The sequence below is a fragment of the uncultured Desulfobulbus sp. genome (assembly GCF_963662935.2).
Classification (GTDB): Bacteria; Desulfobacterota; Desulfobulbia; order Desulfobulbales; family Desulfobulbaceae; genus Desulfobulbus.
Map to the genome: position 1 here is coordinate 31,241 of NZ_CAXXTL010000003.1, position 17,529 is coordinate 48,769.

Here is a 17,529-nt window from a genome sequence, read left to right on the forward strand (position 1 = left end):
GTTCCGCCCTTTCTCCCCACGCCAGGCTGCGCCAGCCGGTCGCCCGCGATCTACGCCGCGCGGCCTGCGTCGGAGTCGGACTCGCCGCGAATCTCTTTCAGAATCACGTCCCGCTGCTCAGTCTGCGATTCCTGTTTCAGGCGTCGCAAGGCATAGCCGACCACGTCACGGTGATGCAGTTTGCGATGCGGCAGCGCACTGCCGAAATCGAGCCAGAGCTCGTGCACCAGTTCGATGTCTTCCGGCCACAGCCGCGGCGGGTGCGGACCCAGGTTGACGAAGGACGACTTGGCGTCGCTGTCGGGCACCACCTCCAGGGCCAGCGCCGGACGCGGCGCGGGCAGCTTCTCCCACTGCCGGCCCACCTCCAGGCCCTGCTCGGCAATGGTCTGGCGCGGTGATGTGCCGACGACGATGCGCGCCGAGCCCAGCCGCGCCGCAGTCTGCACGAGCGCCTCTACCGCGTCTTTGCCGGGCACCACCAGCAGTTTCACCGGGCGGCCGGCCTTCTCGGCTACGCTCACCACGTGGGTGAAGACCTCGGTTTCGCGCTCGGCGAACAGCTCGTTGGTGGTCCACAGGTCGTCGCCGGTGACCCGGCGCACCGAGACCACGACAATATCGACTTTGGCCGTGTCGGTCTTCTCCAGCACGCGTTTCAGGTGCGTCAGGCGATGGGGATTGCGCACGGCCACCAGCACGTTGCCGGGGCGCACGTCCAGGGTGCCGGAGGTCACGTCCTCGTTGACGTCGAGGCGGAACCGCTCGTGCGATGCATCCTCGTGTTGCGCCTTCATGCGCCGCTTGTTCAGGATGTCGGTGACCTCAAACACCAGGAAGAAGGCGAGCGTGAAGGAGATGCCCGAGATCGTGGCCACCTTCTTCGTCACCACATTCACGATGGCCAGCGAGAACAGCGCCAGCGTCACCAGTCCCAGGCCCACTGGAATCTCGCGCCCTCGCACGGTGAAGTTCAGCGGCACCTTCCACTCGCGCCCGCCGGGCTGTTTGTAGCGCAGCACCAGCACCGAGAGCGCGTTCATCGAGAAACTCCACACCACGCCGAAGGCATAGGCCTCGCCGAGCACCATGATGTCGCCGCGCGAGACAACGATGGTGAACAACTGCAGGATCACGATCAGGTTGATGACGCGATAGGTGGTGCCGAACTTGTGGTGCGGCACCCGCAGCCAGCCCGGCAGCACGCCATCCTCGGCCACGCGGTTCAGCACGCCGTTGGAGCCGATGATGGCCGTGTTGACGGCGCCGGAAAGGATCAGCGCACCGACAAACACGACGAAGCCGTGAAACAGCATGCGCAGCGGCAGCGGGCCGGCCAGGTTCATGGAGAGGGCGCCGATCAGGTTGTCGAGCGCGTGCTGGCGTTCGGCGTCGGGAATCAGCATCACGGCGAAGAAGCTGACGAGCGACGTGAACAGCAGCGAGTAGATGAAGATGATGAACCCCGCGCGTTCGAGGTTCTTCAGCTTGGGGTGCGCAATCTCGCGATTCACCTGGGCGAGAGACTCCTCGCCGGACATGGCCAGCAGCGAGTGGCCCAGCCCGACCATGATGGCGATGGCGGGGAACATGGTGGCCCACGACCCCGGCAGCCAGCCCAGGCTCTCGTGGTTCAGTCGCAGGTTGGCGATTGAGGGCAGGGGGACAGGCTGGAAGCCCTTGGCGAGGACGGTGTAGAGGCACCAGGCGATCAGGGTGACCACCATCACGGTGGTGATCTGCATGATGCGCAGCGCCTTCTGGCTCGATTCGTGGATGCCGATGGTGTTCTGGCGCCAGAAATAGATGGTCACCGCGATGCCGAACACCACGGCGAACAGGCTCGGATTCACGAGTTCGGGCCGGTGGTAGAAATGGGCCGAGGTTTCGTTGATGAGTCCGGCCAGGTAGAGCCCCGCCGAGACGGCGCTGATGGGACCGGTGAGGATGTAGTCGAACATCAACGCCGAAACCGAGAACTTGGCCATGGTCCCGCCCATCGCCTGGTGGACTACGCGGTAGACGCCGCCGCGCACAAACATGCTGCAGCTCTCGATATAGACCGCGCGCACGGCGTAGCTGAACAGCATGATGCCGAGGATGAACCACGGCGCGGCCTTGCCGATGGCCTGTTCGGCAATGCCGCCGGCGTAGTAGGCTGACGAAGCGAGGTCGGAGAGGACGATGGCCGCCGCCCTCCAGAAACTGATGAAGGACAGCATGACGGTGGAGGCGACCACCACGCGTTGTGGTGTCACCGCCGTCGGTGAACCTGGGTTCACGGTCGGGCTCCTTTCGCGCGCCCGTGCACACCCGGGCCGCGGCTCTTCAATTCGCCTGCGAGGTTAGCTGTCGGGCTAGGGCTGAAAAGTACCCCGCGCGGTGCGGCACCGCGCTGCGCCCCGAGATTGGGTCCCCCGCCGCCACATCTGGCGTTCGGCACTTCCAGGGTAGCACCCGAGGGAGAGATCGCAAGATAGCGGTTTGGGCACGCCGCTAGCGCAGCGCCGCGAACAACTCGTCCCGAGTGAGCGCGCGCTGCTCGCCCGAGGCCATGGTCTTCAGCGCGTAGGTGCCGGCGGCAATCTCGTTGTCGCCCAGGATGAGCGCGTAGCGGGCGCTGAGCTTGTTCGCCGTCTCCATGGCTCGCTTCACCTTGTGGTCTGAACTGACCTCGACCACCACGCCCGAGCGGCGCAGATCGCGCGCCAGCAGGGCGGCGTGGCCGAGCGCGGCGTCGCCCATGGCAATCAGGAATACGTCGAGCTTCGCAAAAGTGCCGGCCGGAGTGTGCTCCTCGACCGCCATGATCAGGCGATCTTCTCCGATCGAAAAACCGATGCCGGGCGCGGCCACGCGGGAGCCGAGCGATTCGGCCAGCCCGTCGTAACGGCCGCCGCCGAGTACGGAGTTCTGCGCGCCCAGGGCGCCGTGCACCACCTCGAAGGTCGTGCGCGTGTAGTAGTCGAGCCCGCGCACCAGGCGCGAGCGGATCTCGTAGTCGATCGAGCGTGCGTCGAGCAGCGCCTTCACCGTTTCGAAATGCCCGGCGCAGCCCGCGCAGAGGTGGTCGAGGATCGAGGGCAGCGAGTCGATCGTGTTCTGGTCTTCCGGCACCTTGCAGTCGAGCACGCGCAGGGCGTTCGTGTCGGCCCTGCGCTGGCAGTCCTGGCACATCGTCTGCTTCACGCTCTGGAGTTGCTCGCGCAGAGCTTCGACAAACACCGGCCGGCACTTCGGGCAGCCCACGGAATTGATGAGCAGCTTGGGGCGCTGCACGCCGCAGCGCACCAGAATCTCCAGCGCCAGTTCGATTACCTCGGCGTCGACAGCGGGCGATTCTGATCCGATCGCCTCGGCGCCGATCTGCGAAAACTGCCGGTAGCGCCCCTTCTGCGGGCGCTCGCGGCGGAACATCGGGCCGATGTAGTAGAGCTTCTTCAGCCCGGGCACCTGGTCCAGGCGGTGCTCGATGTAGGCGCGGATCACCGAGGCCGTGTTCTCCGGGCGCAGCGTCAGCGAGCTGCCGTCGCGGTCCTCCCAGGTGTACATCTCCTTGGAGACGATGTCGGTTTCCTCGCCCACCCCGCGCGCGAACAGCGTCGTCTCTTCGAAGATCGGCGTGCGGATCTCGTGGTAATGGAACGTGCGGAAGACCTCGCGCGTGGCGGCCTCGACGTGGTTCCAGAGCGCGGACGCCGGCGGCAGGATGTCGCGCGTGCCTCGAACTGCTTTGATCATGTTTTGGTACCTTGCGGGCCTAGTGCGCCGCTTCGTCGCGATACTGCTGGCGGTAGCGGATGTAGCGCTGGGCGTTCTCGCCGAAGCGTGCGCGCTCGTCTTCGCTCACCTGGCGGCGCACCTTCGCCGGCACGCCCATCACCATCGAACCGGGCGGAATCTGCATCCCTTCCGGCACCAGCGCTCCAGCGGCGATGATCGACCCGTGGCCCACCGTGGCGCCGTTGAGCACGATCGAGCCGATGCCGATGAGCACGTCGTCTTCAATCACGCAGCCGTGCAGGCACGCCATGTGCCCCACCGTCACGCGGCTGCCCAGGATAACAGGGTAGCGGTCCAGCTCGCCGTGCAGCACCGAGCCGTCCTGGATGTTGGTGTCGTCGCCAAGCTCGATGCGGTTCACGTCGCCGCGCAGAACCGCGCCGGGCCAGACCGAAGAGCGCTCACCGAGGGTGACGTCGCCGATGACGGTGGCTGCCTGGTCAATATATGCAGAGGAGGCAACCTTCGGGAAGATGCCAGCAAGAACAAGAAGACCATCGCGTCGAGCAACTGCAACTATTCAGATAGTCGACCACCGAATGGTGGTCAGAGAATCTGTTGAATATACCGCTTTGAGCGGTTCACAATCTTTCAAGCCACCGGCTTTGCCGGTGGTCACTGACTTATAGGTGCCAAATATATTGAAATTTACTTCGCTGGCTCCGTTCAAGTGTACCTCAGGCGAAGCCAAAATCTCAGAAGGAGTCCTGAGATCCATTACCCGGGAGATTCCAAGATTCGAGAGAGTTACGAGATCGTTAGAATTGAGTCCTCCGAGTTCTGAGGAACGATAAAAGACTCCCGTTCGCATAATCCCGTTATGGCTGGTATCATTGGCAAATCCGGTTCCACCATAGGTTATGGAAATCCCGGCAATATCGCGGAAGTTTTTAGCTGAAGTTAAATATGGCGTCGAAATTTCATTTTGTGCCCATGCTGGCGAATGGTACAGAGATATGAGTAATATTGTGGCAACCAGAGAGTATACGTTCTTCAAAATATCTCAGAGATCCTTTTGTTCCGCCTCAGTTGGAAATGGACATTCAAGCTGTTTGCATTAAGGGGGTATGGGTGTTCGTGTTATCTCCCCTTGGGCTGATTGGGCCGTAGGCACGAAGTCGTTTTTTCTTTCTCAGTTCCCTGGCCTTTTCCAGTTTCCGGTCTCGCTCTTTGAATATTTCCTGGTCTCTGCCGTTCAATTTGTCCATCGGCGCGATATATCCGATGGCGCTGTGCAACCTGACGTTGTTGTAGTGATGGATAAACCCTTCAACCATTCTTCGGGCATCGTCAAGGGAAAGCGGGACACCGGGACGAATACATTCCCCCTTGATGGTTGCGTGGAACCGTTCCAATTTGCCGTTGGACTGCGGATAATATGGCGATGTCCGCACATGCGTCATTCCCGAGATACGGATGAATTCTTTGAAATCCTTGGCAATAAATTGTGGCCCGTTATCTGAAATGATCCTTGGCCGGGCTTCGGGAAAGTGCTCCTTGGCGCGTTGCAGGATGATCTCCACATCCATTTCCGTCATCTGTTCCCTGATCTCCCAGTGGACAATGAAACGACTGCATCCATCGAGAATGCTGCACAAATAATAAAATGTGCCGCAGATGTTGATATAAGAAATGTCCACATGCCAATGGTCATGGGGCCTGAGCGGTTGCACAAAGCCGGTGCCCTTGAGGCTTTTCTTCCGGTTCCATTTCTGCAGCAACCCTGCCTGGCCTAGAACTCGCCAGGTGCTGCTGGGGCTGACGGCAACGATGTCCTGATCCAGTAGCATAAACGTCAACCGCCGATACCCCTCAAGGGAATTGTTGACAGCAAAATTGACGATCGCTGCCCGTTCCCAAGGTTCAAGCCAGAAATCCCGGGGGATCAGCCCATTATGTTCGTTGGCCTTGCCGTACCGCTTGATCCATGCATAAAACTTGCTCCTGGAAACGGCCAGCCAAGCGATGATCTCTTGCAGGGCCACTTCAGCTTTCTTGCTCCAATGCTTGCTGAAATCAACAACGGTATCACGTGTATCATGAGGAACCCAGCTACCATTCAGAGCTCCCCAAGTTCTTTTTTTAACTGGATATGCTCCTCCAGTAACTCGGAAAGAACCTCGTGTTTCCGACGTAATTTATCTTCAAGCTGATGGATTCGTTGTTCTTGTACCTTCTTGGAGTCTTTGTTTTCTAGGGCAAAAGCAGCAGCTCCCTTTTCGAAAAACTGCTTTTGCCAACCGTAGAATGTATTCGGCTGCAGTTGGTATTCATCGCAGAGATCCGATACCGTTTCCCGGCCAACCAGGTGGCGCTTGAGGATGATTACCTTCTCTTCAGGGCTGTAGTTGTGACGTTTCTTTCGCATGGACTTTCCTCCGTTCATAATGGTTTATCATGAACAGCTCAAAAGTCCTATTCCCGTTGAACCAAGACACTTTGTTTGATTCTTTATAGTTATTACTCTGTATTGGTTGTGGGGAAAACCACACAGGCGTAGCCTTTAAATTACTTGATGGGCTTAGTGGAATCGGTGGCTTTAATAACTAAAAAGTAAATGCAGATAATACGTTACGCCAGCAGAGAAGCTTCTTATCCGGTGAATCTTTTACCAACATTACATGTATTGTCGATTGGGAGTAGAGTTAGGGTGAGGTGGTCGGGGTTTGTGAGACATCCTGAGGTGTGAAATAAGCAATGTTGCTTTTATTATACAGTTACAGGCCTCAGGCTGCCTTGCTCAATTGTTCGATTCGTTTTGAATAAGCCTCATTTGGAGTCTGCTTGTCAAGTGACGAATGTTTTCTTTTCTCATTATACCAGCCGAACCAGGAAGTCAGATCCTTGACAAGCTCAGTTCCCGTTTCGTATGACTTCAGGTAGATCCTTTCGTATTTCAGGGTGCGCCAAAGTCGCTCGATAAAGATATTGTCCTTGAATCGTCCTTTGCCGTCCATGCTGATTTTGACGTTCCAGGCCTTGAGGACTGAGGTGAACGCTTCGCTGGTGAATTGGCACCCCTGATCAGTATTGAATATCTCAGGAGCGCCATATTTAAAGAGAGCCTCTTTCAAAGCCTCAACGCAAAATCTGGTGTCCAGAGTGTTGGATAGTCGCCAGGCGAGAACCTTTCTGGTGGCCCAATCCATGATCGCGATCAGGTACATGAAACCCCGAGCCATAGGGATGTAGGTGATGTCAGTCGCCCACACCTGATCGGGCCTGTCAATGGTCACTCCCCGGAGCAGATAGGGATAGACCGGATGCTTCGGCTGTCGCCTGCTGGTGCCCGGCTTGGGAGCTAAAGACTCGATGCCCATGACCCGCATTAAGCGACGGACACGACCTCTTCCCACCACGAGTTCGGGAGTTGTGAGGTGATCAGCAAAGGAACGGCTCCCCATCCAGGGGTGCTCAATATAGAGTTTGTCTATCCGGGCCATCAGTTCCAAATCACCAACACGTAGACCGAAGCCAAGGCCGCGGTAATAGTTGGAACGAGGCAGTCCGAAAAGCTGGCAGCAACGCTGAACAGAAACTTCAGGATGTCCCATAGCGATCACCTGTTGTTTCTGCGCCCGGCCAAGTTCAGACCGGGCAGATTGGCTAAAAAATCGTTCTCAACCTTGAGCTTGCCGATCTGACGGTGGAGCTCGGCCACTTCGGCCTCATGGTTGACTTCTTTCTTCTTGCCCTTGCCAAAAAGCTCAGAAGCGTTCTTGGTCAGATCCTGCTTCCAGCGGGTGATCTGGGTCGGGTGAACCCGGTACTCAGTAGCCAGTTCAGCCAGAGTCTTGGACTCCGACAGTGCGGCCAGGGCTACTGTGGCCTTAAATTCTGCGCTGTGACGTGGACGATGAGGTGGGTTTGACATTGAACTTCTCCTTGCAAAATAGGTTGGTTCATTGCTTATACACCTGTCTCAATAATCGGCACCTCTTCAGGGGGCGTCCATCAAGGTCTTGCTGCTTCAAGGCACACTTGGAAGCTGACGAATTATTCCACCATAGTGCTCATCGTCTGTTCCTACGAATACTTGCTTGCCACTCGCCTCTGATTCGCGCACAGTGATGCTCTCAACTTTCAATCCATCCAAGGTCGCCAGCCTCTTACTCTCACCCAGTTGAACCAGTGGATTGCCATTTTTATCAGCAATCACTTTTCCAATCCGCCAAGCTACGCTTCGGAACGGACCGTCATCGTTTCCCGGATCATAGGCAGATGCGCTGTATATAAAACCATCGTTGTCAACCGCCAAAGCTACAATGGGCCGAGCCCCCTTCCCGACAGGATCGATTCCTTCATAAGTAACTTCCTTGAATGGTCCGAATTCCAGCGGATGCAATGAAAGCGTGGCCCATTTGATTTTCGTTGCTGCAAGGCCCTCCGCACGTTCCGCGTACAGATACACCAATTGCTGGCCAATTTGGCAAACCTCGGTGGCTTCTACGTTCTCGATGGGCACAGGCCAAGGAATCTGAGACTCTATCTTCAGCGTATCATTACCGTACACAGCAAAGAAAATCCGTCGAGCCCCTTCGCCTTCCTGGCCGCTTTCAGCAAACAAAAATCCCCTACCGCCCGGGATACGGCTAACGCTTTCCAAATCGCTGCTGGGCCCATCAGGTCCAGGAAACTCTAAATCCAGAGACTGCCAGGTGACTCCCTCGAGCTCCGATTTAGGAAGACGCACAAGGCTGACCCGGGGCCAGTGTTTTTTCTCCGAATTGCGTTTGGCATCATGGACGCTGATAAAGAGGTCATCCTTAACCCAAGCCAGGCCGCTAAGATCAGGCAATGTTGATGCTCGAACGACGCCTGGAGGATTAGCAAAGTTAGTCGTCGCGCAACCAGTAAGTATCGCTGCACACAGTGCGAGTGTAACGAAAGAAAAATTCTGGCCACGAATTTTAAAGTCGCGAGCATTCATGGTTTGACTCCTTGTGAGAGCGGCATAAGGGCCGATCACACTTTCCGCTTGGTTGTCGTTGACAGGCTCCGCTCACGCTCCGCCTATCAAGGGCGTTCGAGCGGAAATTTGCCTAGCCCTCTGGTCACGAGCTTCGCTCGCACCAGAACTAGACAGATTCCGCTCAAAAGCCGGCGTTCGTGGTTATTATTTTAACCGCTTCCAATTGTGCCAAATATGTCCCGATCCCGTTTCTGTGCCAAACTTTTTGGGCACAGTCAGTGCAGCAGGATCGAAGCTAACCTTGTATTGATCTGGGCCCTCAAATTCATAGATTGAAATCACAGTCTTCCCTGCATGAGGGCCATTGAGGCGGACCCAATGCATTTCCTTGGGATTTTTGGTCACATCCAGTTTCGTTATAGAGGCAACGATCACTTCTTTATGTTGATGAGGACTGAAGAGTTCGACCTTGTTCCCGACGAAGGTGATTTTATTCTGTTTGACATGTTCTTCAGGCACCTTTTTCCCGTCCATCTCAGCTGAGATCATTACCCAAGTACCTTGAAATTTTTGAAGCTCTGCTTCAGTACTTTTTTCTTGTGTTTGTGCGACAGCAAACGTCGATGCTGACCATAAGAATGTCATAACGGTTGCAAATACGAAAATCTTCGAACGCATAACCCTTCTCCTTTGTTGATTTTGTATAGCGCAGATTGCACCCCTAATGATCAGAAACGATCTGATCCAAGTAAGTACTCGGAAACAAATTAGAAACTCACGCTCAGCCCTAGCTCTCCGCCATAGTTGGTATTCTCAGAGGATCCGAAGACTTCTGAAAAGGCACCCCAGAGCAGAATTTTCGGGCTGATCTTGTACGAGACGCCAACCGTCGCATTTCCCCAGTCAGAAGCAACGGGAGTGACCAGTGTGGTGTACGAAGGAGCCAATACCGAAGTGAGTGTCGTTGTCACCGTTCGATCATCGTCGTTCCATTCGTGATTCCACGTAGCTTCGGCAAACGGTTTCCATTTACCGAGTTCAATCGATCCTCTCCAGCCCAATTGTGTCACTTGCGATTCCCTTGTTTGGCTGTTGAACGACAAAGCGGTTACGCCTGTCGTCCCGGTTTCAGTAAAACCGTCAATGTGTGTCTCTTGAAAAAGAACTCCCACGACCGGTCCCGTAGTGAACTGACCGATCTTGAAATCGCTGCCGCCGCGTAATGCCAGGGAAATCGAGTGTCCATCTGCCTCACCGTCATTTTGGTCAGTGAAGATGCCGAGTTTTACCGAGCGGTTGATGTCGTTCTGCAGGAAACCATAGGATGCAATGACATTGCCCCAGTACTGCTCATGTTGATAGGCTGAATAAAAACTCATGGTCTGCTCATCCTGATCGAAACCGCCACCAGTGGAAAAGTCCTGAGACTGATAACCGGCCGTAAGAGCTCCGCCAAGGACGATTCCAGAAACTGTTTGATAATCGGCGCCAATCGTCCCTTGAAACGGATTGCCAGAGTCACTTGGAAAATACGACTCGGTCTCGGTTTTCGTATATCCATAACCAGCCGAAGCCCAAGCGTTGATGCCAATCTGGCCACGGCCCATTCCGGAAAGCTCAACTTGTCGCTGAATAGTTGCGTTTCTGGAGAGACCGCTCTGAATTGGAGCTTCAGCAATCAATGAAATATTAGTTGGAGCTGTCAGCAAGCTGTACATAAAATCAGTTTCAATCGTCTGTCCAGCAGTAGTCAAATGATGTGAGTCTGACCAAAGATGCGTCTGTTCTGCATCCGGAGACACAAGTTGAGCTGGAGAGCAGATTAACGCCGAAGCTGGACCGCAAGCTTGATTCTTCGCAAGAACACTTTCCGGCGTAAAACCAAACTGTGTTGGATGCTGCGAGACATATTTCAGCACACCTTCAATATCTACAGGGATGAAGTTTACACCAGCGGCTTGAAGGGCTGTCCGAACTTGTGATGCATAAGCCGACGACTCTTCAATATTCGTCTGATTCGCTGGAGAGACGTAACCATTCTCTTCCACAGTCCGAGCATATGAATAGGGACTCAGGACCATTATGTGCTGGGCACCGGCAGCATGTAACGAAATAATGCTTGAAGAAAGCGCATTTGATAACGAACGAATATACGCCGCATGATCGATAGCAACCTGCGCATCAAGCCACGCGAGATCGTTGCCGCCAATGCTGAACATATACAACGCATTCGGGTTGGCATGACCGTTGACAGACGCTAAATAATTTGTGACCTGAGCGGTAACTGGCACATTGTTATACAAACCATTTGCAAATCCGTTGTCTTGTGTTGTCGAGTACGTCTGTGCAGAGCCATTTGCGTAATTTGTTCCTCCACCAGGCATAGTAACTGGATTTGCGGCAAGACCAAATTTCTGAGCAATCTGGATTGTATCCACAACTCCGGGTCCCATGAAAGCACCACTGCCGCCAGCAGCTACCGTCGCAGCAATAAGTACATCGATTGAGGCGCCGGGAGGTAAGAGTGGAGATCCACCAGTCGGGCTATAACGGAAATAGCCACTGTCCATTGTACTATCCCCAAAGCCAATGAATTGATTGTAACCAGAGGCGCTGGCCGCAGTGAGTGTGCTAACCGACGTGACTGCGGCCAGCGCAGTTATTTGAAAGATTTTTTTTGTTCTTTGCATAATGACGGTCCTGATAAATTTTTCTTAAAGATGGCGTTTAATGACCGAACTTTCAGGTAAGAATTCTATTATTAAAGCACCCCGAAAAAGTTGAAGTTTCAACCAGCATCTAAACGAAGATTCTCCCGTGTTTGGTGATTAACGGCCGATTATACTTAGACACTTCAAGATTTATTTACAATAACTGCGCCATATTACACAATCAGCATCACGTTATCCTTTATTGCTGTTTTGCCTTTGTTTCTAAACAAATTCTCATCTCCCGAAGCCTTTACCTCAAAATCGATACCATGCCATGCTGTACATAAAAGTGGAATCTGCTGTACACAAAAGTGGAAAAATTCAAAAATCGAACACATAATGCCTTTCTTATCCGAATAAAAAAGCATAGGTGAGAGCGCGGAGAGTAGTTGGAAGATAAGCTAGGCAATTTCCCGAAGCTTATTTAGAATCATACATATTTACAATTCGGGTTTTGAAAACCAAATCGAAAACCAAGCAACCTGGGGACCGATTTCAGTTCTTCCAAAAAGAGGAATAAGAGGTCAGAGCCAAATTACTGCAAGAGGTTTATCTTCGGTGAACATATTCAGAGAAATCTTTACTCAACGTCAAAGGCAACCAGTAGCGGTCTGAAGAGGTGCCGATTATTGAGACAGGTGTATAAGCAATGAACCAACCTATTTTGCAAGGAGAAGTTCAATGTCAAACCCACCTCATCGTCCACGTCACAGCGCAGAATTTAAGGCCACAGTAGCCCTGGCCGCACTGTCGGAGTCCAAGACTCTGGCTGAACTGGCTACTGAGTACCGGGTTCACCCGACCCAGATCACCCGCTGGAAGCAGGATCTGACCAAGAACGCTTCTGAGCTTTTTGGCAAGGGCAAGAAGAAAGAAGTCAACCATGAGGCCGAAGTGGCCGAGCTCCACCGTCAGATCGGCAAGCTCAAGGTTGAGAACGATTTTTTAGCCAATCTGCCCGGTCTGAACTTGGCCGGGCGCAGAAACAACAGGTGATCGCTATGGGACATCCTGAAGTTTCTGTTCAGCGTTGCTGCCAGCTTTTCGGACTGCCTCGTTCCAACTATTACCGCGGCCTTGGCTTCGGTCTACGTGTTGGTGATTTGGAACTGATGGCCCGGATAGACAAACTCTATATTGAGCACCCCTGGATGGGGAGCCGTTCCTTTGCTGATCACCTCACAACTCCCGAACTCGTGGTGGGAAGAGGTCGTGTCCGTCGCTTAATGCGGGTCATGGGCATCGAGTCTTTAGCTCCCAAGCCGGGCACCAGCAGGCGACAGCCGAAGCATCCGGTCTATCCCTATCTGCTCCGGGGAGTGACCATTGACAGGCCCGATCAGGTGTGGGCGACTGACATCACCTACATCCCTATGGCTCGGGGTTTCATGTACCTGATCGCGATCATGGATTGGGCCACCAGAAAGGTTCTCGCCTGGCGACTATCCAACACTCTGGACACCAGATTTTGCGTTGAGGCTTTGAAAGAGGCTCTCTTTAAATATGGCGCTCCTGAGATATTCAATACTGATCAGGGGTGCCAATTCACCAGCGAAGCGTTCACCTCAGTCCTCAAGGCCTGGAACGTCAAAATCAGCATGGACGGCAAAGGACGATTCAAGGACAATATCTTTATCGAGCGACTTTGGCGCACCCTGAAATACGAAAGGATCTACCTGAAGTCATACGAAACGGGAACTGAGCTTGTCAAGGATCTGACTTCCTGGTTCGGCTGGTATAATGAGAAAAGAAAACATTCGTCACTTGACAAGCAGACTCCAAATGAGGCTTATTCAAAACGAATCGAACAATTGAGCAAGGCAGCCTGAGGCCTGTAACTGTATAATAAAAGCAACATTGCTTATTTCACACCTCAGGATGTCTCACAAACCCCGACCACCTCAGTCACGGGACTGGACGCGCTCAACATAACACGGCTCCCTGCCGTCTGGTTGACCTCCTTGTGAAATTATTATTCAAGGTAACACGAAATTGATAAGTGCATTCCCTTAGTGACTTTTTGCAACTCAGGTTCCGTACTGCATGCAAGTAAACCCTCAGCTAAGATGAAATAGTTTCGACTTGACCTGACACCTCACTTGAAAAAATGAGGGTTACCAGTTTTGATAATGGTGCGAACCAACCATCAAAACAAATGGAGGCAACCCTCATGCTGCATGGTAACGAACGAATCGTAAAACACAAGATTGGATTGCTCAATCTGGCGGAAGAACTCTCTAATGTCTCGAGGGCCTGCAAGATCATGGGTCTTTCCCGAGATACCTTCTACCGTTACAAGGCGGCTGTTGGTAACGGTGGCATCGAAGCGCTGATCGATAAAAGCCGTCGCAAGCCCAACATCAAAAACCGTGTCGAGGAGATGACGGAAGCGGCTGTGATTGCCTATGCAGTCGAACAACCTGCTTATGGCCAGGTGCGGGCCAGCAATGAACTGCGCAAGCAGGGTATATTCATCTCTCCAAGCGGGGTGCGTTGTGTCTGGCTGCGTCATCAACTGGGGCGGTTCAAGGATCGCTTGCGAGCACTGGAGAGCAAGGTGGCGAAGGAGGGTTTGATCCTCACCGAGGCACAGGTGCAGGCGCTTGAGAAGAAAAAGGATGATGACCTTGCCTCTGGCGAAATTGAAACTGCACATCCCGGCTATCTGGGCTCCCAGGACACCTTTTATGTCGGCACGCTCAAAGGTGTGGGTCGAATTTACCAGCAGACCTTTGTCGATACCTATTCCAAGGTGGCGTTCGCCAAGCTCTATACCACCAAAACACCGATTACCGCCGCTGATCTGCTCAACGACAGGGTGCTGCCATTCTTTGAAGAACATCAGCTACCAATGTTGCGGATCATGACGGATCGGGGAACGGAATACTGCGGCAAGGTGGAGACGCACGATTATCAGCTCTATCTGGCCGTGAACGATATCGAGCACACAAAGACCAAGGCCCGGTCACCGCAAACCAACGGAATCTGCGAGCGGTTCCATAAAACCATCCTCAATGAATTCTACCAGGTGACTTTTCGCAAAAAACTCTATGCTACAATAGAGGAACTTCAAAAAGATCTCGATGAATGGCTGGGCCGCTACAACACCCAAAGAACCCATCAGGGGAAAATGTGCTGTGGGCGGACTCCACTGGAAACACTTGAGGATGGAATAAAATTTTGGCAGGATAAAAAATTGAATCAAATTTGACCTGACAGACACCAATAAAAAACTGGCAACTGTCAGATTAAGTCCTAACTACTACAGCTAAGAAGTCGCTCCTGTGCGAAGTTCCCCCGGGGTAATTGAAGTTTGTCTCAACAATCTGGTCTGGATTAATTTTTTTCAGGAACTTCGGATACCATTTTCTAATTTTTTGCAAAATCTCGTTCTGTTGAAATACGGTTAGCCGATATGCCGACTCGTTGGCATTATTTAAGCCATCGAAGATTCTTGGCGATGTATTGAAGACTATTGCATCAACCCCCTCCCAGAAGGATACCGACAGAGCGACCCCGCCACCAAGTGAATGCCCTGTAACGCTAACTTTTCTGTCTGGGTGTGAGTCGATGTATTCTCGTACATGTTTTTTTGCGGACTTATAAGGAATAGAAATTCCAATCGCCAAATTCCCGTTTACCCAATCAATTTTTTCTTTGGTTCCCTTGAAGGCAATGATGGTCTTGTTTGAATTAGAATCCTCCCATATATCAAATTGCAGATTGGAAAAGATACTCCCTGCAAATGTCTTTGATGTGTAAGAATTTCTGGTATCCTGCACCGTTTTTCCTTTGAGGTCGACTTTTCTCCAACCAAGCATTTCTATCGGGAAACGGGTTTTTTCTTTGTCATTTGCGTACGCATTCGATGCCATCATTGAATAGATGGCGACTTCGCTTGCAACAGCCTTCGTGAAGGGTTTTGTTTCTATGGATTCAGCGTGAACAATCGAAGATGAAAGAATAATTAACAGAATAACTAAAATTTTTTCCATAATTACTCCTAGTTGTGTGTTCATTACGTTGGATTTGATGGTTTTATTTTGATCGGGTCAAACTGTAAAATCAGCGGCTCCTTTAAGACGTCCGCTGGATTGGTTGGGTAATTCATGATGTTTTTTCCTTGTCAAGGGTTCCGCTGTATGCACTAAGTAGACTATCCAGCTCCTTGGCCCAGTCGCTCAATGGTGCGTGGAACTCAACAATGTCTCCTTCATTCTTATAGACCTCGCCGCCTACAAGAGCCTGATCGTCAACGAGTAGAGCAAAGTAAGTATAATCAAGAATGATAATTGGCCCTTGTTCATTCATTCTGGCGACTTCCTTGCGCCACGTGTCAGGCCGGTCTCGTTTAAGGGCTTCCATTTCCATAACACGCCCTACGAATACTCTTCCACCTTGGATCACGTCTGGATGCTGCATAACGATATAGTAACCCAACCAACCAAAATAGTTATCGCTCCACATTTTCCATCCGTAGGAATCCTGGAGCTTATTGATAGGATCACCATTGTTTAGGATCGAAAAGAAAGAGCTTCCTCCTTTCGCTGCTTGATCAACGGCTATATTTAATCCAGACACTACTCTCTTTAGCAGTTTCTGCTGTACCAATAGCGTATCTAGTTCTTTCGTTAAGTGCTTACTGTCATCACTCAATCTATCCCTATCCGTTTTCAGTTCTTCTCTACCTTCCTCAAGCAAAGTGCGTTCGGCTAGTAGCTTTTTATTTTCAGCTTCAAGAAGAGCGTTCAATGTCTCGTTACGTCGTTCTGTTAGTGCATTCAATTCCGACTCTCGGTGCAGAATCGGCTCCAGTTAGGTCCGAGCCCAGCCAAAAAGAAGTGCCGCAGTGATCAAAATAGCAACAAGGTATTGAGCAAGAGTAGATTGCTGCCACCATTTTGTGCTTAGCCGTCGTTCAATTTCTTTGGCCTCAAGTTCGAATTTAGTTCGTTCTGCATCTATCCTCAAAAGTTCAGCATGTTTGACTCTGTTTTGTAAGTTGATGTCGGCGGATTGCTCAGTTAGAGAGGCCGAAGCCATTCTGATACTAGATCCTTTTTGTGCTATTGCTGGCCCACTACTAATAAAAGCAAAAACGAAACAAATGGATAAGATCACAATACGTATCATATATTTTCCAATGTAATCTCGTTGTAGCCCACCACTTGTTGCTAACTGGGCTCTCCGTACAAGGATAGGCCTCAAAGCGGTAGCCGGTGTCCGCGCATTGTTCCGAATAGAAAGCCGATTAAAACGAATGCCGAAGAAAATGCCGCTAGCGACCAAAAAACCATCGCACCGATATTGATATCAAGGAATCGGAAAATCAGTCCTAGCAACAGCAGCCAGGGAATTAAGACCGCTGAAATGGCATAAAACTTCACTCGTCCAGGTTTGTCCTCTGTGTCTAGAAAGACGCTTTCGTAGTCATAACCGATGGTTGGAACAAGCGGTGCGTCAGCGAAGTCATATGCTCCTTTGTAGATAATTTTGAACAAATCACTAATAACGCGACGGTTATCAAAGTAGGCCAGGTGCGACCCGGCAGGATCAGGAAAATGCAGGTTCGAGACATGGACGTTGTCGACCCGGTGCTTTAACTCCGTTCGGTTTGCTGGGGAGTGTAAGGCTCCGCTGATAATGTCACCTTCGTCCCAATAGTTGATCCAATGGATATAGGGTTTCCTGTTTCGTGAAAATGGGGCGTTTCCGATATCGCCGCGCAACTCTTCCACAACTCGCTTGTACCTGTGACAACTGCTCTTGTAGCTCTCGAAGAAGTAATGAATCTTGTCGATTGGGCTCCCGAGCGTCACGAAATGCTTGATCTTGTCGAGTGGGATCGGTCCTGTAATGGGATCAGCAGCATTATGGGCTCGATTATGCCGTACCGCCTCCAGCAGCGTGTCATGCGCCACGGCAGTCCCAAGGCTATGGCTGACAATGACGGCTCGCCTGCAATCCGGATCCTTCAGGACGTGGGAAATCAAATCGACGCCACGTTCAATCACCTTCTTGCGCCGCTCGTGCTTGGCGTCGGTCTCCTCATAGGTCGCCCACGACTCGACGTCGCCCATATAGGATTTGAGAAAGCTCCCGATACCTAACACTTAGAAGGCC

The 17,529-nt window shown here is 52.3% G+C and carries 16 protein-coding genes and 1 riboswitch; of the genes, 2 read left to right on the forward strand and 14 right to left on the reverse strand.

Annotation, left to right across the window (positions count from 1 at the left end; all coding sequences use genetic code 11):
* Positions 1 to 50: 50 nt before the first annotated feature.
* The 10 genes from ACHZCX_RS18920 to ACHZCX_RS18965 form a co-directional block, all read right to left on the reverse strand.
* Complete coding sequence (locus ACHZCX_RS18920; protein ID WP_319588782.1) at positions 51 to 2,282, reverse strand: APC family permease; 2,232 nt, start codon at positions 2,280 to 2,282, stop codon at positions 51 to 53.
* A gap of 37 nt (positions 2,283 to 2,319) precedes the next feature.
* Positions 2,320 to 2,452: riboswitch (cyclic di-AMP (ydaO/yuaA leader) on the reverse strand.
* A 44-nt stretch (positions 2,453 to 2,496) separates the two neighbouring features.
* The gene (gene hisS / locus ACHZCX_RS18925; protein WP_319588783.1) at positions 2,497 to 3,741 is read right to left on the reverse strand and encodes a histidine--tRNA ligase; all 1,245 of its coding nucleotides are present in this window, start codon (positions 3,739 to 3,741) and stop codon (positions 2,497 to 2,499) included.
* 19 nt (positions 3,742 to 3,760) lie between these two features.
* Positions 3,761 to 4,144 (reverse strand): gamma carbonic anhydrase family protein, encoded by a 384-nt coding sequence (locus tag ACHZCX_RS18930; protein ID WP_319588784.1) that lies wholly within the window; start codon positions 4,142 to 4,144, stop codon positions 3,761 to 3,763.
* Between the two features lie 159 nt (positions 4,145 to 4,303).
* The gene (locus tag ACHZCX_RS18935) at positions 4,304 to 4,780 is read right to left on the reverse strand and encodes a tyrosine-protein phosphatase (RefSeq protein WP_319588785.1); all 477 of its coding nucleotides are present in this window, start codon (positions 4,778 to 4,780) and stop codon (positions 4,304 to 4,306) included.
* 46 nt (positions 4,781 to 4,826) lie between these two features.
* Positions 4,827 to 5,768 carry an IS3 family transposase gene (locus ACHZCX_RS18940; RefSeq protein WP_319586764.1) on the reverse strand — a complete coding sequence of 314 codons (942 nt, stop codon included), beginning with the start codon at positions 5,766 to 5,768 and terminating at the stop codon, positions 4,827 to 4,829.
* A 74-nt stretch (positions 5,769 to 5,842) separates the two neighbouring features.
* Positions 5,843 to 6,169 (reverse strand): transposase, encoded by a 327-nt coding sequence (locus ACHZCX_RS18945; RefSeq protein WP_319585208.1) that lies wholly within the window; start codon positions 6,167 to 6,169, stop codon positions 5,843 to 5,845.
* Between the two features lie 340 nt (positions 6,170 to 6,509).
* Positions 6,510 to 7,657, reverse strand: a protein-coding gene (locus tag ACHZCX_RS18950; RefSeq protein WP_319585211.1) for an IS3 family transposase whose coding sequence is annotated in 2 segments (ribosomal slippage) — positions 6,510 to 7,399 and positions 7,399 to 7,657 — 1,149 coding nt in all. Because the reading frame shifts where the segments join, the coding sequence is not laid out codon by codon here.
* A 96-nt stretch (positions 7,658 to 7,753) separates the two neighbouring features.
* Positions 7,754 to 8,713, reverse strand: coding sequence for a hypothetical protein (locus ACHZCX_RS18955; protein ID WP_319588786.1), 960 nt, complete (start codon positions 8,711 to 8,713; stop codon positions 7,754 to 7,756).
* Between the two features lie 186 nt (positions 8,714 to 8,899).
* Positions 8,900 to 9,373: a TIGR03067 domain-containing protein gene (locus tag ACHZCX_RS18960; protein ID WP_319588787.1), complete on the reverse strand. Its 474-nt coding sequence runs from the start codon at positions 9,371 to 9,373 to the stop codon at positions 8,900 to 8,902.
* An 89-nt stretch (positions 9,374 to 9,462) separates the two neighbouring features.
* Positions 9,463 to 11,385 carry an autotransporter domain-containing protein gene (locus ACHZCX_RS18965; RefSeq protein ID WP_319588788.1) on the reverse strand — a complete coding sequence of 641 codons (1,923 nt, stop codon included), beginning with the start codon at positions 11,383 to 11,385 and terminating at the stop codon, positions 9,463 to 9,465.
* A 702-nt stretch (positions 11,386 to 12,087) separates the two neighbouring features.
* Between ACHZCX_RS18965 and ACHZCX_RS18970 the strand changes: the two genes are divergently transcribed.
* Positions 12,088 to 13,235, forward strand: a protein-coding gene (locus ACHZCX_RS18970; RefSeq protein ID WP_319585211.1) for an IS3 family transposase whose coding sequence is annotated in 2 segments (ribosomal slippage) — positions 12,088 to 12,346 and positions 12,346 to 13,235 — 1,149 coding nt in all. Because the reading frame shifts where the segments join, the coding sequence is not laid out codon by codon here.
* Positions 13,236 to 13,576: 341 nt separating this feature from the next.
* On the forward strand, positions 13,577 to 14,617 hold the full coding sequence (locus tag ACHZCX_RS18975; RefSeq protein WP_319585981.1) for an IS481 family transposase: 1,041 nt from the start codon (positions 13,577 to 13,579) through the stop codon (positions 14,615 to 14,617).
* Positions 14,618 to 14,654: 37 nt separating this feature from the next.
* Here the strand turns inward: ACHZCX_RS18975 and ACHZCX_RS18980 are convergent, their stop codons facing one another.
* The 4 genes from ACHZCX_RS18980 to ACHZCX_RS18995 all read right to left on the reverse strand — a co-directional run bounded on the left by ACHZCX_RS18980 (position 14,655) and on the right by ACHZCX_RS18995 (position 17,486).
* Positions 14,655 to 15,401 carry a hypothetical protein gene (locus ACHZCX_RS18980; protein ID WP_319588789.1) on the reverse strand — a complete coding sequence of 249 codons (747 nt, stop codon included), beginning with the start codon at positions 15,399 to 15,401 and terminating at the stop codon, positions 14,655 to 14,657.
* A gap of 112 nt (positions 15,402 to 15,513) precedes the next feature.
* Positions 15,514 to 16,158, reverse strand: a complete 645-nt coding sequence (locus ACHZCX_RS18985; protein WP_319588790.1) for a hypothetical protein — start codon at positions 16,156 to 16,158, stop codon at positions 15,514 to 15,516.
* A 63-nt stretch (positions 16,159 to 16,221) separates the two neighbouring features.
* Entirely contained in the window at positions 16,222 to 16,539 is a 318-nt protein-coding gene (locus ACHZCX_RS18990) for a hypothetical protein (protein WP_319588791.1), read from the reverse strand.
* Between the two features lie 71 nt (positions 16,540 to 16,610).
* Positions 16,611 to 17,486 carry a hypothetical protein gene (locus tag ACHZCX_RS18995; RefSeq protein ID WP_319588792.1) on the reverse strand — a complete coding sequence of 292 codons (876 nt, stop codon included), beginning with the start codon at positions 17,484 to 17,486 and terminating at the stop codon, positions 16,611 to 16,613.
* Positions 17,487 to 17,529 lie beyond the last annotated feature (43 nt).